Annotated in this window: 16 protein-coding genes; 9 read left to right on the plus strand and 7 right to left on the minus strand. The window is 73.1% G+C overall.

Features of this window, described 5'->3' with window-relative positions; genetic code table 11:
- Nucleotides 1–124: 124 nt before the first annotated feature.
- From WME96_RS36270 to WME96_RS36280, 3 genes are all read left to right on the plus strand, one after another.
- The gene (locus WME96_RS36270; RefSeq protein ID WP_437286152.1) at nucleotides 125–1,723 is read left to right on the plus strand and encodes a sensor histidine kinase; all 1,599 of its coding nucleotides are present in this window, start codon (nucleotides 125–127) and stop codon (nucleotides 1,721–1,723) included.
- Entirely contained in the window at nucleotides 1,705–3,090 is a 1,386-nt protein-coding gene (locus WME96_RS36275) for a sigma-54-dependent transcriptional regulator (protein WP_437286153.1), read from the plus strand. Before WME96_RS36270 ends, WME96_RS36275 begins: the two co-directional genes overlap by 19 nt.
- A 429-nt stretch (nucleotides 3,091–3,519) precedes the next feature.
- Complete coding sequence (locus WME96_RS36280) at nucleotides 3,520–3,990, plus strand: response regulator (RefSeq protein WP_437286154.1); 471 nt, start codon at nucleotides 3,520–3,522, stop codon at nucleotides 3,988–3,990.
- A gap of 29 nt (nucleotides 3,991–4,019) precedes the next feature.
- On the opposite strand, the gene WME96_RS36285 is transcribed toward WME96_RS36280, so the two are convergent.
- Nucleotides 4,020–5,075, minus strand: coding sequence for a Rieske 2Fe-2S domain-containing protein (locus WME96_RS36285; protein ID WP_437286155.1), 1,056 nt, complete (start codon nucleotides 5,073–5,075; stop codon nucleotides 4,020–4,022).
- A gap of 77 nt (nucleotides 5,076–5,152) precedes the next feature.
- Between WME96_RS36285 and WME96_RS36290 the strand changes: the two genes are divergently transcribed.
- Entirely contained in the window at nucleotides 5,153–6,208 is a 1,056-nt protein-coding gene (locus WME96_RS36290) for an AraC family transcriptional regulator (RefSeq protein ID WP_437286156.1), read from the plus strand.
- Between the two features lie 85 nt (nucleotides 6,209–6,293).
- Here the strand turns inward: WME96_RS36290 and WME96_RS36295 are convergent, their stop codons facing one another.
- From WME96_RS36295 to WME96_RS36305, 3 genes are all read right to left on the minus strand, one after another.
- A complete protein-coding gene (locus WME96_RS36295) occupies nucleotides 6,294–8,309 on the minus strand; it encodes a PAS domain S-box protein (protein ID WP_437286157.1) in 2,016 nt (671 codons plus the stop codon).
- Nucleotides 8,299–9,429, minus strand: coding sequence for a hybrid sensor histidine kinase/response regulator (locus WME96_RS36300; RefSeq protein ID WP_437286158.1), 1,131 nt, complete (start codon nucleotides 9,427–9,429; stop codon nucleotides 8,299–8,301). Before WME96_RS36300 ends, WME96_RS36295 begins: the two co-directional genes overlap by 11 nt.
- Nucleotides 9,430–9,646: 217 nt before the next feature.
- A complete protein-coding gene (locus tag WME96_RS36305; RefSeq protein ID WP_437286159.1) occupies nucleotides 9,647–10,834 on the minus strand; it encodes a hypothetical protein in 1,188 nt (395 codons plus the stop codon).
- A 407-nt stretch (nucleotides 10,835–11,241) separates the two neighbouring features.
- Here WME96_RS36305 and WME96_RS36310 point away from each other — a divergent pair, with 407 nt between their 5' ends.
- From WME96_RS36310 to WME96_RS36325, 4 genes are all read left to right on the plus strand, one after another.
- A complete protein-coding gene (locus WME96_RS36310; protein ID WP_437286160.1) occupies nucleotides 11,242–11,805 on the plus strand; it encodes a CAP domain-containing protein in 564 nt (187 codons plus the stop codon).
- A gap of 99 nt (nucleotides 11,806–11,904) precedes the next feature.
- Nucleotides 11,905–13,110 carry an acyl-CoA dehydrogenase family protein gene (locus tag WME96_RS36315; protein WP_437286161.1) on the plus strand — a complete coding sequence of 402 codons (1,206 nt, stop codon included), beginning with the start codon at nucleotides 11,905–11,907 and terminating at the stop codon, nucleotides 13,108–13,110.
- A gap of 180 nt (nucleotides 13,111–13,290) precedes the next feature.
- Nucleotides 13,291–15,342, plus strand: a complete 2,052-nt coding sequence (locus WME96_RS36320) for a M3 family metallopeptidase (RefSeq protein WP_437286162.1) — start codon at nucleotides 13,291–13,293, stop codon at nucleotides 15,340–15,342.
- 416 nt (nucleotides 15,343–15,758) lie between these two features.
- Nucleotides 15,759–17,636, plus strand: coding sequence for a hypothetical protein (locus WME96_RS36325; RefSeq protein WP_437286163.1), 1,878 nt, complete (start codon nucleotides 15,759–15,761; stop codon nucleotides 17,634–17,636).
- Nucleotides 17,637–17,759: 123 nt separating this feature from the next.
- Here WME96_RS36325 and WME96_RS36330 read toward each other — a convergent pair whose 3' ends face one another.
- Both WME96_RS36330 and WME96_RS36335 read right to left on the minus strand, forming a co-directional pair.
- A complete protein-coding gene (locus WME96_RS36330; RefSeq protein ID WP_437286164.1) occupies nucleotides 17,760–19,664 on the minus strand; it encodes a hypothetical protein in 1,905 nt (634 codons plus the stop codon).
- 1,278 nt (nucleotides 19,665–20,942) lie between these two features.
- The gene (locus tag WME96_RS36335) at nucleotides 20,943–21,119 is read right to left on the minus strand and encodes a hypothetical protein (RefSeq protein WP_159397796.1); all 177 of its coding nucleotides are present in this window, start codon (nucleotides 21,117–21,119) and stop codon (nucleotides 20,943–20,945) included.
- Between the two features lie 156 nt (nucleotides 21,120–21,275).
- On the opposite strand from WME96_RS36335, the gene WME96_RS36340 reads away from it, so the two are divergent.
- Nucleotides 21,276–21,605: a PilZ domain-containing protein gene (locus WME96_RS36340; RefSeq protein ID WP_061612867.1), complete on the plus strand. Its 330-nt coding sequence runs from the start codon at nucleotides 21,276–21,278 to the stop codon at nucleotides 21,603–21,605.
- A 249-nt stretch (nucleotides 21,606–21,854) separates the two neighbouring features.
- Here WME96_RS36340 and WME96_RS36345 read toward each other — a convergent pair whose 3' ends face one another.
- A complete protein-coding gene (locus tag WME96_RS36345; RefSeq protein WP_437286165.1) occupies nucleotides 21,855–24,314 on the minus strand; it encodes a hypothetical protein in 2,460 nt (819 codons plus the stop codon).
- Between the last annotated feature and the right edge of the window lie 11 nt (nucleotides 24,315–24,325).

Here is a 24,325-nt window from a genome sequence, read left to right on the forward strand (position 1 = left end):
GCGCGCGTCGCCAGGGGAGTTTTGCCCCACGCGGGGAGTTCCGGGGCGCCCTGGATCGACGCGCGCCGCGCCGCGACCCCCTTGAGAACGCGCACGCGTCCTGCATGCTCCTCCAAGGTACTCCATGCGGCTCGCCAGCAAGCTCACCGTCGCCCTCGTCCTCGTCATGTGCGCCGTGCTGAGCCTCTACGGCTACCTCTCGGTCCGACGCGAGCGGGCGCTGTTCGAGGCGGACATGCGGCGCGACGAGCACCTCATCGGCAGCGCCCTGCGCACGGCGATGGTCGAGATCTGGCGCCGGGACGGGATGGACGAGGCGCTCCGCGTGCTCGGCAAGGCGAGCGAGCGCGAGGACGGCGTGAGCTTCCGCTGGGTGTGGCTCGACGCGCCGGCCGGCGACCGCTTCGCGCCCGCGCTGCCCGCCGCCGAGATCGCCGAGCTCTCCGGGGGGACCGAGGTGTTCCGCCTCCAGCGCGAGGGCGACAGGAGCGGGCGCTTCTACACGTACGCGCCCGTGCCCGTGGACCCGGCGCGCGTCGGCGCCATCGAGATCTCCGAGTCGCTCGGGGAGGAGGAGTCGTACGTCCAGGCGAGCGTGGTCAACACCGTGACCACGATCGTCGCCCTCGCGGCGCTGAGCGGCCTCCTGGCCATGATCTTCGGGCAGCTCCTCGTCGGGCAGCCGACGCAGCGGCTGGTCGACAAGACCCGGCGCATCGGGAAGGGCGACCTCGGCGGCCCGCTGCTCCTGCCGCAGCGCGACGAGCTCGGGGAGCTCGCCCGCGAGATCAACGCGATGTGCGATCACCTCGCCGAGGCGCGCGAGCACGCCGCCCGGGAGGCGTCCGCGCGCATCGTCGCGCTGGAGCAGCTGCGGCACGCCGACCGGCTCGGCATCGTGGGCAAGCTCGCCTCGGGGCTCGCGCACGAGCTCGGCACGCCGCTCAACGTGGTCGGCGGCCGCGCCAAGATGATCGCCCGCGGCCTGCCGCCGGAGGAGGCGGCGGACAGCGCGCGCATCATCGCCGAGCAGGCGGACCGGATGACGAAGATCATCCGGCAGCTCCTCGACTTCGCGCGCCGCCGGGTCGCGCAGAAGGCGCCGCACGATCTCGCGCACCTCGCGCGCCAGACGCTGCAGCTCCTCGATCCCCTCGCCCGCAAGCGCGGCGTGGCGCTGCGCCTCGACGACGTGGGCCCGGCGCCGGCGCGCGCCGAGGTGGACGCCGGGCAGATGCAGCAGGTGCTCACGAACCTCGTCATCAACGGCATGCAGTCGATGAAGCGGGGCGGCGAGCTCACGGTGCGCGTCGAGCGGGCGCGCGCGCGCCCTCCGGCCGATCACGGCGGCGCCGAGGGCGAGCACCTCGCCGTCCGGGTGATCGACGGCGGCGAGGGGATCGAGCCCGGCAACGTCCACCGCATCTTCGAGCCGTTCTTCACCACGAAGGACGTCGGCGAGGGCACCGGCCTCGGGCTGAGCGTCTCGTACGGCATCGTGCGCGAGCACGGCGGCTGGATCGACGTGGAGAGCAAGCTCGGCGAGGGCTCGACCTTCACGGTGTACCTCGCCCCGAGCGGCGAGGAGGCCGCGCGGCCGGCTGCCGGCGACGAGGGCGCGCCCGCGGCGGAGCGAGGCGGCGCGGCCGGGGCGGCGGCGCGGCCGCGGGCGAGCGTCATGGTGCGCGGGGAGAGCGAGGAATCATGGGCAGGCGAGCGCTGATCATCGACGACGACGAGGCCATGTGCGCGTGGCTGGCGGCGGACCTCCGCACGCGCGGCGTGGAGGCGACCACGCGGACGTCGCCGGTCGAGGCGCTCGCGTTGCTCGCGGAGGACGAGGGCTTCGACGTCATCCTGACCGACCTGAACATGCGCGGCATGAACGGCATCGAGGTCTGCGGCCGGGCGGCCGAGATCAGGCCGGACGTGCCCGTCGTGGTGATCACCGCGTTCGGCAGCATCGAGACGGCGGTGGAGGCGATCCGCGCGGGCGCGTACGACTACGTGACCAAGCCGGTCGACATCGAGACGCTGGCGCTCGCGCTGGAGCGGGCGATCGCGCACCACGCGCTCAAGGCCGAGGTGCGGCGGCTGCGCCGCGCGGTGGCCGGGCCGGGCGCGTTCCCGGACCTGGTCGGCCGGAGCGCCGCGATGCGGCGGGTGCAGGACATGATCGAGCGCATCGCCGACGCGGAGGCGACGGTGCTCATCACCGGCGAGAGCGGGACGGGCAAGGAGGTGGTCGCGCGGGCGCTGCACGAGCGGAGCCGGCGCAAGGGGGGGCCGTTCGTGGCGATCAACTGCGCGGCCGTGCCGGAGTCGCTGATCGAGAGCGAGCTGTTCGGCCACGTGCGGGGGGCCTTCACCGACGCGCGGGTGGCGCGCCCCGGGCTGTTCGTCGAGGCGAACGGGGGGACGCTGCTGCTCGACGAGATCGGGGAGCTGCCGCTCGGGGTGCAGCCGAAGCTGCTGCGCGCGCTGCAGGAGCGCCGGGTGCGCCCGGTGGGCGGCAGCGCCGAGGTGGCCTTCGACGCGCGCATCGTGGCCGCGACGAACCGCGACCTCGACGCGGCGGTGGAGGAGCGGCGGTTCCGGGAGGACCTGTACTACCGCATCAACGTGCTCCACGTGGAACTGCCGCCGGTGCGGGCGCGGGGGAGCGACGTGCTGCTCTTGGCGCAGCGGTTCGTGGAGGACTGCGCGGCGCGCTCGGGCAAGGAGGTGGTGGGCCTCTCGCCGGCGGCGGCCGAGCGGCTGCTCGCGTACTCGTGGCCGGGCAACGTGCGGGAGATCCAGAACTGCGTCGAGCGGGCGGTGGCGCTGACGCGGTACCAGGAGATCACGGTGGACGACCTGCCGGCGAAGATCCGGGAGCACCGGCCGTCGCATGTCATCGTGGCGGCGGACGATCCGTCGGAGCTCGTGCCGCTCGAGGAGGTGGAGCGCCGGTACATCCTGCGGGTGCTCGAGGCGGCGGGCGGCAACAAGACGCTGGCGGCCAGGATCCTCGGGCTCGACCGGAAGACGCTGCACCGCAAGCTGGAGCGGTGGGAGCCGCCGGCCGGGGGGGCGGCGAAGGGCGGCTGAGGGCGGCGAGGAGGAATACCCCGGGCGGGGAACGGCGCCCCGCCGGGGGTGGGGCGAGGCGGGGCGTGCAGGCGCGGGCGGGGGGCGGTGGGGGACGCCGCCGGGGGGACGCAACCTGGGTCGGTTCCGGCGCCTCAACCTGGGTCGGCCCAACCTGGGTCGGTTCCGGCGCCCGACCTGGGTTGGTTCCGGCGCCTCAACCTGGGTCGGCCCAACCTGGGTCGGTTCCGGCGCCTCAACCTGGGTCGGCCCAACCTGGGTCGGTTCCGGCGCCTCAACCTGGGTCGGCCCAACCTGGGTCGGTTGCCCCAACCTGGGTCAGCCGTGGCCCCCAGCCGTGGCCCCCAGCCCTGGCCCCAACCTCGGTCGATTCCGGCCGCCGCGGACGGCACGCTGCCTGCAACGAGGCACCTCAAAGGAGAAAGCCCGATGCCCGCCGAGCTGTTACGCGACCTTACCTCGTTCCTCGATGCGCCCCCTGGCCCGGTGCCGAGCGCCCAGCTCGGCGAGTCGCCCGTTCGCGTGCTGCTCGCCGAGGACGACCGCGAGCTGCGGCTCCTGCTCGCCACCGCCCTCCGCCGCGACGGCTACGAGGTCCTCGAGGCGCGCGACGGCAACCACCTCCTCGAGATCATGGGCGAGTCGCTGGTGTCCAACGGCGGCGCGCCGCTCGACATCGTGGTGAGCGACATCCGCATGCCCGGCAAGAGCGGCCTCGAGCTCCTCGCCGGTCTGCGCCGGGACGACTGGTCCACGCCCGTCGTCCTCATCACCGCGTTCGGCGACCCGGAGACCCACGCGGAGGCCTACCGCCTGGGCGCCGACGCCGTGCTCGACAAGCCGCTCGACATCGACGATCTGCGCGTCGTGGTCCAGGCCCTCGTCAGGATGCGCGGCTGACGCGCCACCAGCGGCTGGGCCGACCGCCCTCACGCCGCGTCGACCGGCAGCCGGCGCGGCTCCCCCGCGCGCTGCGCCTTCAGCCGCTCCCGGCGCATCTTGTGCCAGGCGAGGATCCCCGCGTCCGCGCGCACGAAGCGGCACGCGCTCAGGTCCGCGTGGCGCGGCTCCGACGACGCGAGCATCCGCGCGTCGTCCGGCTGGATCAGCAAGAACTCCAGCGAGAGCCCGAGCCAGGCGAGCGCGCGGCCGACCACCGGCACCGGCACGTAGTACCGCCCCACGATCGCCGTCCGCTCCGCGTCGATCGGCGCGCACCCGGCCACGCCCACCATGCGCCCGCCGATCGTCAGGCGCAGCACCCCTGGAAACCGCAGCTCTATCGCAAATTTCCACCCCTGACGCCCGTCCCACGGCTTCCCGTCGTCGTGGCGGAGCACCCCTTCGGCGTGGATCGTGTCGCCCTCCACGCGGACATCGAACGGGTCGAGCAGCGCGCCGACCCCGACGGCCCACGGGCGGTGCGCGAACGGCAGGTGATGCACGTCGAGCATGCCCTCCGTCGCGCGCTCGAACGGCACGTCCCACTCCATCGTGGCCGTGTGGGCGTGCCGCTCGTCGGGCGGCAGGCCGTCGAACCAGGGCAGCGGTGGCAGCTCGGCGGGCCGCTCGCCCCAGTAGAGCCACACGAGCCCCCGGTGCTCGCGCACCTCGTAGCGCGTCAGCGCGAGCGTGATGCCGCCGCCGCCCGCGCCGGCCACCCTCTCCACGCCCGCCGCCCCCGCCGCCCCGCGCCCCTCGCACGGGATCGCGACGCAGCGCCCGTCCCCGGCGTACCGGAAGCCGTGGTACGGGCACTCGATCGCCCCGCCGACGACGCGCCCCAGGCCGAGATCCGCGCCGCGGTGCGGGCATCGCGCCCGCGCCGCGACCAGCGCGCCGCGCTCGTCCCGGAACAGCACGATGCGCGTCCCGAAGCGCTCGACGGTGACCGGCCGCTTGCCCACGGTGGACCCGTCCGCGATGATGTACCAGGCGCCCTCGACGAACGCGCCGCGCCCTTCCTCGATGCTGTCCCTTCGCATGTCGCTCCTCCGATTGCCTCGAATCCTGGGGATTGCTCGGCGGGACGGCAGTGACAGCGCGCGCCACAAGGGCTGACATGCGGCGCCAGGCGTCCCGGGCCCCGGAGCGCGCGCCGACGATCTGGGCCCGCCTCGCCGGGCAGCTCGCGGACCACGCCGCGCAGCGCGGGGCCGATCGCGCGGCGCTGCTCGAGGCCGCGGGCCTCTCGGCCGCGGCGCTCGACGACCCCGACGCCCGCGCGCCGCTCGCGGCGTTCTACGCGCTCCTCGAGGCGGCCGTGGCGGCGGTCCGCGATCCGCACCTCGGCCTGGACTTCGCGGGGCGCTTCCAGCCGGAGCAGCTCGACGCGCTCGGCTTCCTGGCGATGAGCAGCCCGAACCTCGGCGAGGCGCTCGGCCGGATGCTCCGCTACCAGCAGCTCTGGAGCGAGGGGGAACGCTACACGCTCGAGCTCCGCGGGGGCCGCGCGCACCTCGGCTTCACGCCGTTCGGGCCCGACCGGCCGGCCCACGGCCAGGTGGCGGAGATGTTCGCGTTCGACGTGCTCGTGAACGGCGGGCGCATGAGCGGCGCCCCGATCGAGGCGGTCGCGGTGAGCTTCCGCCACGCGGCGGCGGGGGATCCGGAGGAGAAGGCGCGGCGGCTCGGCGCGCCGGTGCGGTTCGAGGCGCCGCAGACCGAGCTGGTCCTGCCGGCGGAGGCGCTGGCCCGGCCGCTGCCGCAGGCGAACGGCGCGCTCGCCGCCTTCCTGGAGCGCCAGGTGGGCGCCCTCGCGGCGCGCCTGCCGGGCGCGGCGCCGTCCGGGCAGGCGCTCGCGGACCGCGTGCGGGCGCTCCTCGCCGAGCGGCTGCGCGAGGGGGCCGATCTGGGGGCGCTCGCGGCGCGCCTGCGGATGAGCCCGCGCACGCTGCAGCGCCGCCTCGGCGACGAGGGGACGTCGCTGCACGCCCTGCTCGACGAGGCCCGGCGCGGCCGCGCGGCGGCGCTCCTGGAGGCGGGCATGGCGATCGGGGAGGTGGCGTACCTGCTCGGCTACTCGGAGCCGAGCGCGTTCCACCGGGCGTTCCGGCGCTGGACCGGCGAGACGCCGGAGGCGTTCCGCGCCCGGGCCAGGGGCGCCGAGCCGCGCTGAGCGCTCTCTGCGCATCAGCCCATCAGCCCATCAGCCCATCAGCCCCTGAGGCATCCCCTCGAAGTCTACCGCCGCGCCGCCGTGATCAGGGCGAGGCCCGTACGAGCAGCAGCTCCTCGAGCGTCGCGGTCAGCTCGTCGACCCGCACCGGCTTCGTCAGGTAGCGGTAGAACCCGGCCTCCTCGGCGCGGCGGGTGTCCCGCGGCATCGCGGCCGCGCTGAGCGCGATGACGGGGATGGCGGAGGTCTCCGGCCACTCCTGCAGATGGCGCTGCGCCTCGTAGCCGCTCATGCCGGGGAGGTTGATGTCCATGATCACGACGTGAGGCCGCCGCGCCCGCGCGAGCTCGATGCCGATCTCGGCGTTCGGCGCCGTGATCAGGTCGATCCGCTCGAACTCCGAGATGAGCGCCTCCATGAACGCGATGTTCGACGGGTTGTCCTCCACGTAGAGCACCGCGTAGCGCGCGCCCCCAGCCTCCGCGAGCGGCGACGCCTCCGCGCGCTCGCTCGGCTGCCCCGCCGCCTCTTCCGCCTTCACCTCGTGCGCGGGCAGCTCGATCCAGAACTCCGACCCCTCGCCCGGCGCGCTGCGGAAGCCGACGCCGCCGTCCATCATCTCGGCCAGCCGCTTCGTGATCGCGAGCCCGATCCCCGTCCCCTCGATCGGCCCGGTCTCCTGGCCGGCGCGCTGGAAGGGCTGGAAGATCTTCGCGTGCTGCTCGCGCGCGATGCCCATGCCGTCGTCCGCCACGCAGACCCGCACGCGCCCGCCCGCCGTCACCGACACGACGAACGTCGCGCGCCCGCCCTTCCGGCCGTACTTGATCGCGTTCGACCCGTAGTTCATGAGGATCTGCGCGAACCGCGTCCGGTCCGCCACCACCTCCGGGATGTCCACGGGGAGGGGCGTCATGGCGAGCTCGACGCCCGCGCGCTGGGCCATCGGGTCCAGCGTCGCCTTCACCTCGGCGAGCACCTCGGGGACGCTCACGGGCTCGAGCGACACCGCCACCCGCCCGGCCTCGATGCGCGAGAGGTCCAGCACGTCGTCGATGAGCTTGAGCAGGTGCTCGCCGCCCTTCATCACGTACTCGATCCGCTCCCTCTGGCGCTCGGTGAGCGGCGTCTTCTTGTCGCGCTGGAGGAGCTGCGCGAAGCCCAGGATCGCGTTGAGCGGCGTGCGCAGCTCGTGGCTCATCGAGGCGAGGAACTCGCTCTTCGCGGTGCTGGCGGCCTCCGCGAGGGCGCGCGCCTTGCGGAGCTCCTCCGCGCGCTGCACGTCGCCGGTCATGTCCCAGATCGTGCACACGGTCGCCCCCTCGGCCGTGCGGCGCTCGGTCACGCGCAGGCTGCGCCCGTCGCTCGACCCGAGATCCAGCGCGCCGCTCGGCGCCGCGTGGTAGGCGAGCATCCGCGCGCGGAGCGCGGCCGCCGGCTCGCCGTCGAGCGTGAAGAGCCCCGCGCCGAGCCCCTCGTCGAGGAGCTCGACGTAGCTCCGCCCGACGACCGGGCCGCTCCCCCGCCCGCCGAGCCACTGCCGGTACGCGCTGTTGCAGAGCGCGAGCCGATCCGCCGCGTCGAACACGGCGAACGCGCCCTGGGCGCTCTCCACTGCGCTCCGCAGGAGATCGCTGGAGCGCTGCGCCACGGCCTCCAGGCGCTTGCGCTCGCTGATGTCGCGGATCGCGCTCGAGACGAGCGTGCCCCCCGCGGTCTCCAGCGGGCTGAGGCTGATCTCGATCGGGAACTCGCCGCCGTCCTTCCGCCGGCCGAACAGCTCCAGCCCCGATCCCATCGGGCGCGCCCTGGGCGCGCCCGTGAACGTCGAGCGGTGGCCCACGTGAGAGCGCTGGAACCGCTCCGGGAGCAGGACCTCGACCAGCCTGCCGAGGAGCTCGCCGCGCCCGTAGCCGAACATCCGCTCGGTCTGGACGTTGACGAACACGATGCGCCCCCGCTCGTCGACGACCACCATGGCGTCGGGCGCCGCGTCGATGAGCTGGCGGAACTTCTCGTCGTCGAGCGGCGGCGCGCCGAGCCCGTCCTGCGCCTGCTCGGGCGACGACGCGCGCTCGCCGGAGGATCGTTCATTCGTCATCGGGGAGCCTCACACAGAAGATCGCGCCGGGCGCGTTGTCCTCGATCCAGATGCGGCCGCCGTGCGCCTCGACCGCCATCTTGCAGAACGCGAGGCCGAGGCCGCGGCCGGCCCGGTGGAGGGCCTCCGCGTCGCCGCCGAGCTGGGTGAAGCGATCGAACACCCGCGCGCGCAGGTCGGCGGGCACGCCCGGCCCCGCGTCCGCCACGCGGATCTCGACCGCGGCGCCGTCCTTCACGGCGCTCACGGCCACCGCCGTCCCGACCGGGGCGTGGTGGATCGCGTTCTCCAGGAGGTTCTCGACGGTGCGGCGGAGCAGGTCCGGGTCGGCCCGGACCGCGGGCGCCTCGACGGCCTCGCGCAGCGCGACCGACCGGGAGCTCGCGCGCAGCTCGAGCGCGGCGAACACCTCGAGGACGAGCGCGCGGAGGTCGACGCGCGCGCGCTCGGGGGCGAGCCGGCCCTCCTCGCTCTTGCTGATGTCGAGCAGGTTGTAGATGAGCCGCAGGAGCGACCGCGCCTCTGCGCGGATGTGCCGCGCGGAGTCGCGCGCCGGCTCCGGGAGCGCGCGGTCCCGGAGCAGGAACTGCGCGTGCAGATCCATGCTGCTCACCGGGTTCTTCAGATCGTGCACGACGAACGCCGTGAGCTGCTCCTTCTGGAGCTGGAGGCGCATGAGCGCGTCCCGCTGCTGCCGGACCAGCTCGACGTGCTCGCGCAGCTCCGCGCCGAGCCGGCGCAGCCGGAGCGCGGCCTGCACCCGGACGAGCAGCTCCGACGGGCGCACGGGCTTCGTCAGGAAGTCGTCGCCGCCGGCGCTCAGCGCGCTGTCGAACGTGTCGACGTCGCGGAGGGCGGTCAGGAACACGATCGGCGTGCTTGCGCCGCCGGGCAGCGCGCGGATCCGGGCGCAGACGGCGAAGCCGTCCATGCCCGGCATCCGCACGTCGAGCAGCACGCAGTCCGGGCTACAGCGCTCGAACTCGCGGATCGCCTCCTCGCCCGAGGTGGCGAGCACGACCTCGTAGCCGTCGTCCTCGAGCGTCGCCTGGGCCAAGGCGCGGTTCTGCTCGTTGTCATCGACGACGAGCACCCTGGATCGCACACCCTGCTGCCCCATGCGCGCTCGGCTCCGTCGGCAGATTACACGAGGGTCGGCGGCCTCACCATACCGCCGCGGCGCGCGCTGGCGCCGATCGCGGCGGGGCGCCTCCGGCGGCGCTGAAAACAGCGACGGCCGGGGCGAGCGCTCGCAGCGCTCCGCCCCGGCCGGCGCTCGTCGTCACGCGCGGATCACGCGCGCCCGGCCGCGGCCCGCGCCGCCGCCAGGCTCACGCTCACTGGCGGGGAGCGATCTCCAGCTTGGCCATCACGTTGGCGCTGGCCGTGAGGCTCGACTCGATGTTCTCGACCGCCTGCGTGATCGCGTTGGTGGCCGGGATGATGCAGGCCCCCGCCTTCACGCTGCCCGTGACCGCGCCCTCGAGGGTGCCCGCGGCCTCGACCACCGCCTCGGCGTTGGCGAGGAGGAGCTCGCCGCGCGCCTGCGCGACGACCAGGAGCCGCGGCAGGTTCGCCTGGAGCGTCGAGATCACCGCGTCGGCCTCGGCCGCGCCCGCGATGCTGATCGCGGGCTCCTTGCAGCTCGCCCGCGCGCTCGCGCTCGCCTCGCAGGAGCCGCTGCACTCCGCGCTCCCCTGGCACTCGGCCGACGGCGGCTTGAGCTGGGCCCTGCACTTCGGCGCCTTGAACTGGACGTCGCACGAGCCCGAGCAGTCGGCGTTGCACTCCACCTGCGCGTCGGCCGCGAGCTCGCACGAGCCGCGGCACTGGCCCGTACAGGTGCCCTCGCACTGACCGCGGCAATCGCCGCCCTCGGTCGTCGCCGAGCAATCGCCGTCGCACGCGCCCTCGCAGGTGCCCTGACACGTACCCTCGCAGTTGACGGCGAGGTTGGCCGAGCCCTCGCACGAGCCGGTGCACTGCCCCTCGCAGCGGCCCGAGAGCTCGCCGGGATCGCAGCGCGCGATGATCTCCGCCGGGGTGAGCTGGCACTCGACGTTGGCGCTGCACCGCGCCTCGCAGTTCGCCTGCACGCTCGCGTCGACCGTGCAGCTCGGCGGCTGGAAGGAGATCGACAGACCGGCCGTCGCGTCCCCGAGCTGGTCGATCGCGAGCTCGCACCACGCCGACGCCCGCTCGCTCGGCTTGGTCGCCGTGATCGTCGCCGCGTCCGCGCCGAGATCCAGCGCGATCGCCTGACAGGCGGCGCTCACGTCGGCCACCATGGCGCCCGCGGCGCCGGTGAAGTCCGACACGGCCTGCATGAACGCACCATAATTGAGCTCCGCGTCGCCCTCGAGCCCCCACTCGACCGTGGCGAGATCGGCGCCCGGCGTGAAGTCGCGACAACAGAGATCGTTCTGCAGCTCCGCGGCCTTGTCACACCCCATCACCGGAACGACGGAGAGCCCCGCCAGCGCCAGAGAGAATGTCGCGATTCGCCACGTCACACGGATGTTCATCAGGAAACTCCTTGGTTCTTTGTCGGGAGCGCCGCAGGCGGCCGGGTCGCCACGGAGAGCGGCGGAGGACCATGAGGGCGACCGCGCTCCTTGCGAAATCGGCGGCCGCCGCCGAAGCAGGGCGACAATAACTCATAAATCGCCCCGGCTGACAAGGGCCACCCTGCAGAATTGTTACCGCGCTCAACTCTGCCCTAGGGCGCTGCCCGTCAGCAAGGCAGCAATGCACGACGAGATCTGTTGTTGGCTGTCTCGGCGACGTGCGCCACGCCCGGATTCCGGGGTCGCGATCGCCGCGCCGTCCAAGCAACCATGGTGACGCGCCATGACACGGCACGTCGTGGGTTCACACAGCCATCCTCGAATAACCGTTGCAGAGCTCGCCCGGGCCGTAGGACAATGGCCCGGTGAAGACGCTCGGCCCCTCGCTCGCCCGGTTCGCCCGACTCGCGCGGTTCCCTCTCGTGCTCGCGCTCATCGCAGGTTGCGGCGGCTCGTCCGACGACGAGCTCGCGACGGCCGGCCAGGCGGGCGAGCCGCCCCGGATGAGCGGGATGACCGCGGCCCACAACCGGGCGCGCGCCGCGGTCGAGCCGCCCGCCGACCCGCCGCTGCCCGGGCTCTCGTGGTCGCCCGAGATCGCGGCGGTGGCGCAGGCCTACGCCGAACGGTGCGAGTTCGGCCATAGCGAGAGCAACTACGGAGAGAACCTCTACGCGTCGAGCGGCGCGTCGACGCCGGAGGACGTCGTCGCCGCCTGGGTCGACGAGGCGGCGAATTACGACCTCGCGACCAACGGCTGCAGCTCGACGTGCGGCCATTACACGCAGGTGGTGTGGGCCGACTCCGCGCGGCTCGGCTGCGGGGTCGCCGATTGCACGAACGGCTCGCCGTTCGGCGGCGGCGCCTGGCAGATCTGGGTGTGCAACTACGATCCTCCCGGCAACTTCATCAACGAGCGACCCTACTGAGCCGCGCGCGCCGGCGGCGATGAGCGCGCCGGCGGAGGTGGCCCGCGCGCCGCCCTCCGGTCCTCCACGCCCCGCGCCCGCTCTGGTATCGCAGCCGCGATGGACTTCGGATGGACCCCCGCCCAGCGCGCCGTCCACGACCGCATGCGCGCCCTCGGCGCCGAGGCCGACGCCGCGGCCCCGGACGATCGCATGCGCGTCCTCGCCCGGGGCGGCGCCCTCGGCCTGCCCATCGCCCGCGAGCTCGGCGGCGAGGGCCTCGACCTCGTGACGACGGCGCTCGCCTACGAGGGCCTCGGCGCGACGCTGCGCGACGGCGGCGTGCTGCTCGCCGCGGGGGCGCACCTCTTCGGCGTGGCGCTCCTGCTCGCCCGGGTGGGCACCCCGGCGCAGCAGCGCGCGTGGCTGCCGCGGATGGCGACCGGCGACTGCATGGCCACGGTCGCGGCCACCGAGGCGGGCGCCGGCTCGGACGTCGCGTCGGTGCAGGCCAGGGCCGACCGCACCGCCGCCGGCTACCGGGTCACCGGCGAGAAGCGGTACGTGACCTGGGCCGACCGGGCCGACGTCTACTTCGCGGTCGCGCGCGACGGAGGTGTCGCCGGCGGGGCGCCCGCGCGCGGCCTCACGGCGCTGCTCGTGCCCCGCGCCGCCGCCGCGGACGCCCGCGCCGCCGCCGCGGACGCCCGCGCCGCCGCGGACGCCCGCGCCGCCGCCGCGGACACCGCCGACGCAGCGGGCGTCCGCGTCGGCGCGCCGCTCGCGACGGCGGGCCTCCGCGGCGCGCGGCTCGCGCCCGTGTCGTTCCGCGGCTGCGAGGTCGGCCCCGACGCGCTCCTCGGCCGCGCCGGCGCCGGCCTCGCCGTCTTCCAGATCGCGATGACCTACGAGCGCGCGCTGATCCTCGCCTTCCGCCTCGGCGCCATGGAGCGCGCCCTCGGCGAGGCCGTCCGCTTCGCCCGGGAGCGCGAGCTCGGCGGCCAGGCGATCGCGCGCCACCAGGCCGTCGCGCACCGCGTCGCGCAGATGAAGCTGCGGCTGGAGACGTCGCGGCTGCTCGTCTACCGCGCCGCCTGGGAGCTCGATCAGGGCCAGCGCGGCCAGGCCGAGGCCGCGCTGGCGAAGTGGCACGCGGCGGACTCGGCCGTTCTGTTCGCGCTGGACGATCTCTGGCTGCGCGGCGGCGCCGGCTACCTCGAGGAGAGCGGCCTGCCGTCGGCCGTGGACGACGCGCTGGGCGGCAGCATCCATTCGGGGACGTCCGACGTGCTCGCCACGGTCGTCGCCCGCTGGCTCGGCCTCTAGCCGGCCGCCACGCGCCCGCGCCGGCCCGCGCCGGCCGCCATGGCCGGGGCATCGTGAGGCCGGCACTAGCCAACCCAGGCCAGCGCCTTTACCAAAGGGAGGACCGCGCGCGCCGGCCGAGGGTCGCCGGCGCGCCGCGCCCCGTCCGCCGGCCCCCCAGGGGGCCCAACCAGGAGCGATATGACCGAAGCGACCGACAATCCCCTGCTCTCTCTCGGCTTCGAGATCCCGTTCGATCGCATCCGGAGCGAGCACGTCGAGCCCGCGGCGCGCGCGCTGCTCGACGACGCCCGCGCCCGGCTCGAGGCCCTCATCGCGGCGCCCGGCCCCCGCACCTACGAGAACACCCTGGGCGCGCTCGAGGCCGTCACCGACCGGCTCGATCGCGCCATGAACGTCGTCTCGCACCTCGAGTCGACGTCCACGACCCCCGCGCTGCGCGCCGCGTACAACGCCGTCCAGCCGGAGGTCAGCGAGTTCCTGAGCGGCATCGCGCTCAACGAGGGCGTCTACGGCGCCCTCAAGGCGTTCGCCGCCACGCCCGAGGCCGAGGCGCTGACGGGCCCGCGGCGCCGGTTCCTCAAGAAGACCCTCGACGACTTCCGCCGCAGCGGCGCCGAGCTCGACCCCGCCGGCAAGAAGCGCCTCTCCGAGATCGACGTCGAGCTCGCGACCCTCACCCTGCGCTTCTCGCAGAACGTCCTCGACGCGACGAACGCCTTCGAGTTCGTTGTCGAGGACCCGGCCCGCCTCGCCGGCCTGCCGCCGAGCGCCGTCGAGGCCGCCCGCCAGAGCGCGCAGGATCGGGGCATCCAGGGCTACCGCTTCACGCTGCAGGCGCCGAGCTACATCCCCGTGCTCACGCACCTCGACGACGCCGCGATCCGCGAGCGCTTCTACCGCGCCTACAACACGCGCGCGACCGAGGCCGAGCACGACAACCGCCCGCTCATCCGCCGCATCCTCGAGCTCCGCTGCGAGAAGGCGAAGCTGCTCGGCTACGCGACCTTCGCCGATCTGGTCCTCGAGGATCGCATGGCGAAGACGGGCGGCGAGGCGCGCCGCTTCGTCGAGACGCTGCGGGCGCGCACCGAGCCGGTGTTCGAGCGCGAAAAAGAGGAGCTCGCCGCCTTCCGCCGCGAGATCGAGGGCCCGGACGCGCCGCCGATCGCGCCGTGGGACGTCTCCTACTACGCGGAGAAGCTGCGCCGCGCCCGCTACGACTTCGACGACGAGGCGCTCCGCCCGTACTTCCCGCTCGATCGCGTCGTCTCCGGCCTGTTCGAGATCGCCCACCGCCTTTATGGCGTGCGCATCGCGCCGTGGCAGGACGCCCCCACGTGGCACCCGAGCGTCCGCGCCTACAAGCTCATCGAGGCGGACGGCGCCCAGAGCGCCGCGTTCTACCTCGACTTCCTCCCGCGCGAGCAGAAGCGCGACGGCGCCTGGATGCACGGTCTCGTCACGGGCGCGCCGCGCGAGAACGGCGAAGGCGGCGAGGACGCGCGCCACCTCGAGGTCCTGGCGGGCAGCTTCACCCCGCCGGTCGGCGGCCGCCCCGCGCTCCTGAACCACCGCGAGGTCGAGACGCTGTTCCACGAGTTCGGCCACATGATGCACCACGCCTCGAGCCGGGTGCCGATCCGGAGCCTCGCCGGCACCAACGTCGCCTGGGACTTCGTCGAGCTGCCCTCGCAGATCATGGAGAACTGGTGCTGGGAGCGCGAGGCGCTCGACCTGTTCGCGCGCCACCACGAGACGGGCGCGCCCATCCCGGACGACCTGCTCCAGCGGATGCGCGCGGCCCGCACGTTCCGCGCGGGCGCCACGACGATGCGGCAGCTCGGCTTCGCCGAGATCGACCTCACGCTCCACATGGACTGGGGCCCCGGCCGCGGCGATGTCGTCGAGCTCGCCCGCGAGGTCCTCTCGCGCTACTCGCCGGTCCCGCTGCCCGAGGGCTACGCGATGATCGCCGGCTTCTCGCACCTCTTCTCGAGCCCGGTCGGCTACGCCGCCGGCTACTACTCGTATAAGTGGGCCGAGGTGCTGGACGCCGACGCCTTCTCCCGTTTCCAGCAAGAGGGCCTGTTCAGCCGCAAGGTGGGCGACGCGTTCCGGAGCCAGATCCTCGCGCTCGGCGACACGCAGGACCCGATGGACCTCTACAGGAACTTCCGCGGCCGCGAGCCCACCCTCGACGCCCTGCTCCAGCGCAGCGGCCTCGCCTGAGCCCCCGGCGCTGAGCCCCCGACGTCAGGCCACCGAGGTCCCGGTGTGCGGCGTGACGGCAATCCTTGCCACGTCTCGGTCTTTCAGGGCTGGCAACGTTTGCCAGCACGGCAACGTTTGCCGCGCGCACCCTGGCCCCGCGGGCGATCTCGATCGCGCGGCGGCCGCTCGTGCGCCGCGCCCGGCCTGTCGCGCCGACCGCCTTCGCCGGAACGGCCCTCGCGCGGCGGGGCGGCATGCCGGTTGCGATAGCGCTCCGCGAACCCGGCTGTGACGGCCGCGCCTCGCCCATGGGAGGCGGGCCGAGCCGATACAGCGTGAGGCGGAGCCAGGTCACGAGCGCGAGCCGCTCGGAGCGACCCGGTCCGCCTCACTCCGGGGCGAACAACAGTCCGCGATCTTGAGGAGACCTTCGAATGCGACTTTCACGTTTCATGATGACGACCTCGTGCGCGCTCGTGCTCGCAGCCTGCGCACAGGGGACCGACACGGAGGAGCAGATCGTCGATGAGGCAGCGCAGGCCCTCGTGACCCCGGCGTCGGTGCTCGGCTTCGAGAGCACCGCCGACTGGACGGCCTCCGGCGCCGTGAAGAGCGCGAGCGTGGATCACTCCCAGGGCAGCTCCGCGCTCGCCCTGCGGAACTTCAGCTTCGTCGAGCTCCAGTCCGTGCCGCTGACCACCGTGTCGGGCGTGACCTCGACGATCGCCTTCGACCTGAAGGCGCCTGTGTCGCCCGCGTTCGGCAACGCGCAGCTCGTCGTGAACATCCCGTCCCGAGGCGTGCACACCGTCTGGCTGGGCCAGGTGAACCTCGCGGGGCTGCCCGCGGGCACGTTCAGCCCGATCTCGTTCAACCTGCCGGCGAACGTCGTCGACGCCCTGCGCCAGACGTACAGCGATCTGACGTTCAAGATCGTCCTGAACGTCCCGCACACCACGACCGATTACGTGGTCGACAACCTCCGCTTCGTGGGCGGCACGCCGTCCGGCCATTCCAAGGTGGAGCTGCGCGTCTCCGACGCGGACGACCGGCTCGTCCTCTGGGTGAACGGCCTGCAGCGGAAGATGTTCAACAGCGCCGATCCGAGCATCGGTCAGCGCATCGACGTGAGCGACTGGTTCGGGAGCGGCGACAACGATCTCCGGATCCAGAGCATCAACACCGAAGGATCGGTGAGCTACGGCGTCGAGGTCTGGGTCGACGACCAGCGCGTCGTGAACGCGACGTGCCCCGCGCCCCTGTGCAACGGCCAGGTGGTCCGGCAAGGGATCGTGGCAGATCAGACGTTCTCCGTGGACACCCCGAACCGGCCCGCGCTCCAGCCTGTCACCGTGACGGCGACGAGCGCGCAGCCCGGCAAGGTGTACGTGAACGACGTCTTCACGGGGCGCACCACGCCCACCACGCTCTCGCTGCCGCCGGGCGACTACACCATCGGCGTCGGGCTCGGCACCGAGTCGCCGCCGTACGACTACACGGGCTCTTACCGGGAGCAGAGCGTGACCGTCGGCGCGTCGCCCGTGGGCGTCGACATCACCGCGAACGCGCCGCTCGGGATCCAGGAGGACACGCGCATCGGTATCCTGCCGATCCGGACGAGCATCAACTACAACGCGGCGCTCGGCGGGGCGGACCCGTCGAACATCGGCGTCCTCTCCGAGGACGACATCGAGCGGCTCTTGACGCAGGCGAGGGCCACCAGCGCTCGTTGGCTGGAGCCGCTGTCCTACGGTCTCGCCAAATGGACCGTCGATGTCCTGCCCCCTGTCGAGGACGTGCCGATCTACGAGCCGAACCACGATGGGTGGGACACCGGGCGCTTCCAGAGCGAGCACCCGACCGCGCACCTGCTCTCAGACTACGACATGATCGTGCTCTTCATCCCGCAGCACCGGGCCGACGGATCCCTGGTGGACGACGAGAGCAACCTCGCGTGGGCCTGGGATGACCGGTACCTCGCGATCCCCACCACCTACACCGGCGAGGGGATCGGCGTCCCGAACGCCGGGCTCCTCCACGAGGTGATGCACAACTACGAGGGGTACAACCGGAACACGCTGGGCTCGTACAACGGGATTCACGGGCTGCACGGCTCCTCGAACCACGGGTATTACGACGGCTCCAACGGCGAGCACAACTTCGTGTACTTCTATCGCCACTTCCTCCGCGGTCAGGTCGCCGAGTTCGAGGCCATGCGGCCCGACAGCGATTGGCCGGCCATCGGGCCGACCTTCGGGAGCCTCTACCTCGGTGTCTTCCCGGTCCTGCGCCACGGCTTCGACGTGCGGTGACGTAGCGCGGTCCGCCCCCCGGACCTGACCCCTCCTCGACAGCAGCAGGCCCGAGGAGATCCCTCCTCGGGCCGCGCCCCCCTCGCGGGGCGCCCCTCGGGGCCCCCCGCAGGGATCACCCGCTCACTTGATCGAGAAGTTGCACGCCGAGAGCGGCGCCGCTCCCCCGACCATCGTCCAGTTGTTGATCGACCGGATGCCCGCCGCGACCTGCTCGGTCCGGAACGCATACCGGTACGCGAGCTGCACCTCCTGGCCGTTCTGCGGGCGGATGTACACCGCGTACCGCTTCGACCCCGGCTCGACCACCATCCGCACGGTGTACGTCGTGCCCGCGGTGTACCGGAACGTCGACATCGCCTGGTAGCTCGTCCCGTTCAGCACGCGGACGTTGCCCTGCCGGTCGAACACGACGCTCGCCGCGAGCTCGCTCGCCTGGTCCGCGGCGCCCCTCGACACCCCGATCGTGCCGTCGATGTTCGACGCGGTCGGCGTCACGTCCCAGGTCGCCGTGAAGGTCCCCCACTGGGTCGGCAGCGGCGTGTTCACCCACTCGCCCGGGTCGGCCGACGGGCACGCCGCGTCCGGCGTTGGTGTCGTCGGCTCGGCCGGCTCCTCGGGCTCCGTCGGCCCCGAGGGCTGCGTCGGCGTCTGCGCCGCCACGCCCGAGCCGAACTCGAAGGCGCCGATGTCGACCGCGCCCACGGCCGTCCGGGCCAGCGCGGTGCCCGGGGACGCGAGCGCCGCCTTCGGCGGGTGGAACATCGGCAGCGCGAGCGGCGTCTTGATCTCGCGCCCGGCGATCCCCTGGATCTGGCTGACGCCCGCGTTCCGGAGGGGGCTCGTCGAGAGCAGCGACACGTCGCGGTTGGCGAGGCTCGTGAAGCCGGGATCTCCGCTCAGCTTCACCGTCCCCGTGAAGCCGGAGGGCTCCACCGTGCCCGTGGGAACGGCGTTGTTGACGCCCTTGATGATCTTGCTCCCCGTCGCCCACTCCGCGTCATCGCGGAACACATCGACGGTCCCGCCCCCGACGCGGTGGAAGACGTTGTTGTGCAGCTCGACGCTCTCGACGCCGAAGTGCATGTGGATCGCCGCCTTCGACCCCTGCGCCAGCAGGAAGGTGTTGTTCACGAACCGATACCGGCCGTTCGTCTCGCCCGTGCCGTCGCCGCCGATGCGCACCACGTACTGCGTGCGCGTCTTGCGGAACACGTTGCCGACCACGTCGGAGTCCTCTCGCGCGAGGCCGGGATCCTGCCCGTCGGGCCCGATGAGCTCGAGCTCCTTCCAGTACCCGCCCTCGATCCAGTTGTGATAGATCTCGTTCCGCTCAGCTCGGCTCTTCACCGCGTTTCCGCCGTTCGCGTCGTGGATGTAGCTGTGCTGCATCCGGAACACCGCGCCAGGATACTTGGTTTCGTCCGTCGCGATGTAGATCGGGTGCTTCGTCTCCCCGGCGCCGCACTTGTACACTTCCACGTACTCGAGGGTCAGCGAGCCCGAGTCGCTGTCCGCGCCGAGGATGCCGTGCGCGGGGCAGTCGTGGACGACGGTGTCGCGGATCGTGAGGTCGTGGCCGTGGGTGAAGATGCAGCGGGACGTGCCGCCCGTGACCTCGAACCCCTCCATCACGATGTGGTTCGCGTTGAGCTGGATGGTGTTGGCGCCGCCCTTGAGCAGCGGCCGCTTGCCGTTGGCCCGGACGCCGCGGATGGTGACCTTCGCGTTCGCCGTACCGCCCTTCTTGAGCCAGATGTCGCCCGGGTACGTCGCGTTGCCGTCGACCTCGACAACGTCGCCCGGCGCCAGCCGGCTCGCCACGTCGGCGAGGGTCTTGTAGGTCCGCGTCGGGCCGACTCGGTACGTCGTCCCTGCAGCTTGCTCCTCCGCGTCGAGATCCTCCGCGGTCACGTCCTCGTCGAGCGGCGCGCAGCCGAAGCCGACGATCGACACCGCCGCGATGGAGGCGATGAACTTACCGGCGGCAAACGACCGCGACCCAAAGCCCTGAGAAATCGAATGCATGGCTTTTTCTCCCCCGGCGTCGTCGAACCCCTGCGGTGAAACAGGACCGTTACGGCCGAAGGCAACAGGGGGCAGAAGAGGAGCCTCCCGCTGTGTGCCTCCACGCCGCGAACCATCGGTGCAGACCATTCAGCAACCGAAGGGGCGGATACCGGCGCTCTCGTGAGACAACTTATTCCTGGAACGGCACGAAGGGTCAAGACGAAATGCTTTCGCAAACCAAACGATCGGCCAATTAGGTCGCACACCTGAGCCGCTTTTCACATCAAGGTTGCAAAAATTCGATGCAAAACTGCAATGCGCAGTTCGCCCGCTCCTGTGGGGAAGGTGGTTGGACGTGGTCGCTCGCTCGCTATGACCCGGCCAAAATCCCCCGAAAATGTCGGGCAAAACCCATCGCGGTTACGTTCTCCAGGCCAATTGACGACCTTCACCTACCCGCCCCTGCATGCTCGAGCTCGGCGACGCCGTCGACGACCGCGCCGAGGCGGCCTCCTTCGCTCGGTACACACACCGTTTCAGCCATCGGCCACGGTTGGAGCGCGTGGAGATCGGCGATTTCACCGCGCGCCGCGATCGACCTCGAAGAGCAGCGGTAAGGCGCTCTGATGGCGCGCTCGATACGGGCGTCTCACGCGCGGCGCGGAGCCCGCGAGGTGCTGGCGACAGCGAGGCTCGAGGCGGTCGACGCGCGCGCGCGTCCAGGTCAATCAGCCTGTTGGAGAAGGCCAGGCGCTCTCTCGGCGACGCGCCGTCGCCCGCGCGCTCCTCGGTGTTGCAGCGCCTTCGACCACGGCCCTTGTCGTCTCCTGCCCGTCCACGACGCGTGCAATGACTCCCTCCGCGAGAGCGGCGTCGCGTGCGACCATTTCACTCCTGGACGGCTGCGTGGGCTCGCGAGCGAGCCCCGGGCGAAGCGAGCGTCGCCGGGGGCTGACGAGCAGATCCGCCGGATCCACGGGACGGGCGCGCCGTCCGCCGTGCGCCGGCGACGAAAAACCTAAGTCCCGGCTTCGACGGAAAAACTGAACGGGTTGTCAGGAATACGGGATAGAACGACGCGAGTCCGGCAGAGAATTCAAGCTCTTTCCGGGATTCCCGACTTCCTGTTCAATCCAGGGGACAGCGTCGATTCACTCGAGCGCTCGAAGAGGAACGGCAGACTCGGCCGTGGCCGCCGGATTCTGCTGTAAATCCGGGCATTTCGCCGCATTTCCGCGCGTCGGCATCTCCCTCGCTCGCGCGGTGATCCGAGGGAGTCGCGCGCCGTGCGCCGGCTCAGCGTCGTCCCTTGAAGCCCATCATCTGCTGGACGACCGCCTCGCTCTCCTCGGCGATGGCGCCCTCTTGGGCCGCGCGATCGGCGCAGTCCTCGCAGACCTTCTTCTTCTTGCTTCCGACCTTGATCGTCTTGAGCTCGTCGACCTCGCTGTCGCACTCACGGCACGTGGGCATCGCCAGACCTTCCTTTCGCGGCCAGCATATCGCACGGCGCCCGGCTCGTGCTCGCCCGCGGCGTCCCGACCGCGGGGCTCGCCTGCCCGATGTTTGGCCAGGGCCCGCCGCGCGGCCTACGCTCGGGGCCGGCACGAGGTGCCTCAGGAGGAACGCATGGATCGAAGGCAGGGCGCGCGCGCGCAGGTCGACTTCCCCGTCTCGGCGCTCGTCGACGGCCACAGGCACCGGTGCCGCGCCATCGATCTCTCGCCCACGGGCATGATCGTCGAGCGCGCGCCCGCGCTCGCGGGCCGGGCGCTGCCCGCCGTCACCCCGTTCGAGCTCGATCTCGGGGTCGGGCGCCCCATCCGCCTGCGCGCCCGCCCGGTGTGGGACCGCGACAACCTGCTCGCCGTCCGGTTCGTGGTCATGAGCGACGCCGACCGGCTCACCATCGCCGAGCACCTCGACGACAAGGCCCGCCGCCGCGAGCCGCTCCACTGAGCGGGCCGCGCCACGGCGCGCGCCGCAGGACGCCCCCTCGGCCGAGGCCCCGCCCCCATCGCAATGCGCGGCTGCAAGGGTGAAATCGCAGGAGTGCAACGCCGGGGGATGCGCCCGGGACATCGGGGCGAAATTGCCCTGCATTCCGGTCTTTCCGCGGTGGCACGCGAGCTGCTAACTCCCTGGACAGCGTTGCTGGTGCGGCCTCTCCCCCCCGGGCCCCGGCGACGCTTTTTCTTTTTGTCGCGCCTAGGTCGGCGCTTTCCGCCGGCGCGCGGCGGCGATCGAGGCCCGCGGGATGTTGGCGGCGGAGCGGCGGAGCTCGTCGAGGGCGTGCTCGGGGAGGCGCGGCGCGCGCGGCGCGGTGTGGCGCGGCTCCTCGGCGGCCCGCGGCTCCTCGGCGGCCCGCGGCTCCTCGGCCCGCGGCTCGGCGGGGGCGGTCGTGCGGATGCCCAGGTACGGCCAGAGGCTCTCGCGGATCGCGGACGGCAGGACGTTCTCCAGGTACTCGAGCGCGGTCCCGCGGAGGTGGGCGTCGTCGGCGTGGAGCGCGCGGTAAGCGATCTCGAGCGGCTCGCGCTCGAGGCAGAGCGAGAGCACGCGGAAGACGTGCTCCAGGCTGCGGCTCGTCCGCTCGACGAGCAGGCGCTCGGCCGGGGGCGCCTCGCCCGGCGGGGCCGCGTTCGGGGGCTGGGCGTCCCACACCCGGCGGTCGATCTCGATCTCGCGCGACGCCGCCTCGATCACGTCCTCGCGCCGCAGGTGGATCGGCGCGCGCTGCTGGAGGAGCCGCGCGAGCGCGACGCCGCACTGGTAGCGCACCTCGAATCGCTCGTCGGCGAGGCCGAGCATCAGCCCGTCGGCGGCGCGCTGGGTGGGGCAGGCCTGGAGCACGCGCGGGATGCGCCGCCGGACGGCGACGCTCACGGACGGGTCGAGGAGCACGTCGAGGAGCTGGCCTGTCGCGCGCTGGGCGACGCTGCGGAGCGCGCGGATCGCCTCGGCGTTGAGCCCTTCCCGCTCGAGGAGCGGGATCACGTGGGGGACGAGCGAGAGGTCCACCTCCCCGGCGAGCGCCCGGCGGACGCGACCGGCGTCGCCGGAGCGGAGATCGGCCGTGGCCGCGAGCACCGGGTCGGCCGCGAGCGCCGCCGACGCGGCCCGCGCCGAGAGCGGCCCGTCGGCGAGCCTGCCGTCCCCCGCCGGGGCGCGCGGGCCGTCGCCGGGCGCGCCGACCGAGACCGGCCCGCGCGCCGAGATCGGCGGGCCGGCGTACGATGTACGCTCGCCGTCCCTGCCCGGGGCGCGCCCGGCGTCGGGCGGCGCGCCCGCGCCCTTGCGGAGCGCGGCGAGCTCGGCGAGGACCTTGTCCCGGCTGAGCGCGTCGACGGTGCCGCTCAGGGTGCGGCGGGTGGTCGCGTCGACGACGTTGGCGGGGTCGAGCGAGACGGCGCCGGAGCGCAGGCTGCCCTCGAGGGCGGCGACGTAGCCCCGGTGCAGCCGCGGCGTGAAGAGCAGCGTGACCCCCGTGGCGGCCGTGCCGAGGCCGAGCAGGAGGGGCAGGGACCCGCCCGGCGCGAGCACGAGCAGGGCCATGGCGAGGCCGCTGCCCACCGCGGTGCCGATGCGGTCGAAGCCGACGTCGATGAGCGTCTTGATCGACCGCTTCTGGTCCGGGGGCAGCGGCGTGTAGAGCAGCTCGTAGCCCGAGCGGAAGAGCGAGTTCCGGAGCACCGCCTCGGTGGCGCGGACGATGGAGGCGGCCCAGAGCCGCGGGGCGATCACGATGGAGAGGGAGCTCGTGAGGACGGCCGCCGGGAGGATGCCGATGGTGGCGGCGAGCCCGAGCCGGTCGAGCGAGAAGGTGGCGGCGAGCGACTGCACGAGGAACGACAGCACGCTCACCGAGAGGTGGAAGAGGGCGAAGAACGAGAGCAGCTCGTTGCGGTCGCGCATCGCGGCGGCGGCCTCGGCGCTGAGGGCCACGTCGAAGAGGGCGCCGCTCACGGCGCCGAGCCCGACCAGCAGGGCGAGGTCGCGCAGGTGGCCGCTGTCGCGCAGCGCCCCGAGCCCCGCGGGGCCGGCGCTCGCCTCCTCGCCGGCGGGACCGGCGCCGGCGGCGCTGGCGGACGGGGCGCGCGGGAGGTGCCGGCCGAGGAGGTAGGTGGTCCAGGCGCTCAGCGCGCTCGCCGCGGCGAGGGCGAGGAGCATGGTGGGGGCGTCCATGACGCGGCTGGCGCGCCACGCGAACAGGCCGCCGACGACGCCGCCGAGCGTCCCGCCGCCGGCGATGCGCCCCATGGAGCGGCGGGCGGTGTGGGGGTCGAAGCGCTCGTTGACGAGCGACCAGAAGGCGGAGATGAGGGTCGCGCCGAAGACGGCGATGTGCAGGTAGAAGACGAGGGCGGCGGCGCCGGGCGCGCGCAGGGCGAGGCCCCACTCGAGGGCGAGGAGGACGGAGCTCGCGCCGAAGAGGGCGGGGACGACGCGGGCGGGGGAGAGCTGGAGGAGGGCGCGCGAGATCAGGAGGACGGCGGCGAACGACAGCGCCGCGCCGGCGGCCATGACCTTGGGGACGTCGGCGGCGCCGAAGCTGGCGAGGAAGAGGGCGTCGCGGGTGGCCCGGCCGGCGACCTGCTGGGCGATCATGGCGCCGGACGCGATCGCCGCGATGAGGGCGTACCTGTCGCTCGCGCTCCCCTCTTCCACCGGATCTCCGG

Origin of the sequence: Sorangium sp. So ce406 (genome assembly GCF_051474675.1) — a bacterium.
Taxonomy (GTDB): Bacteria; Myxococcota_A; Polyangia; order Polyangiales; family Polyangiaceae; genus Sorangium; species Sorangium cellulosum_G.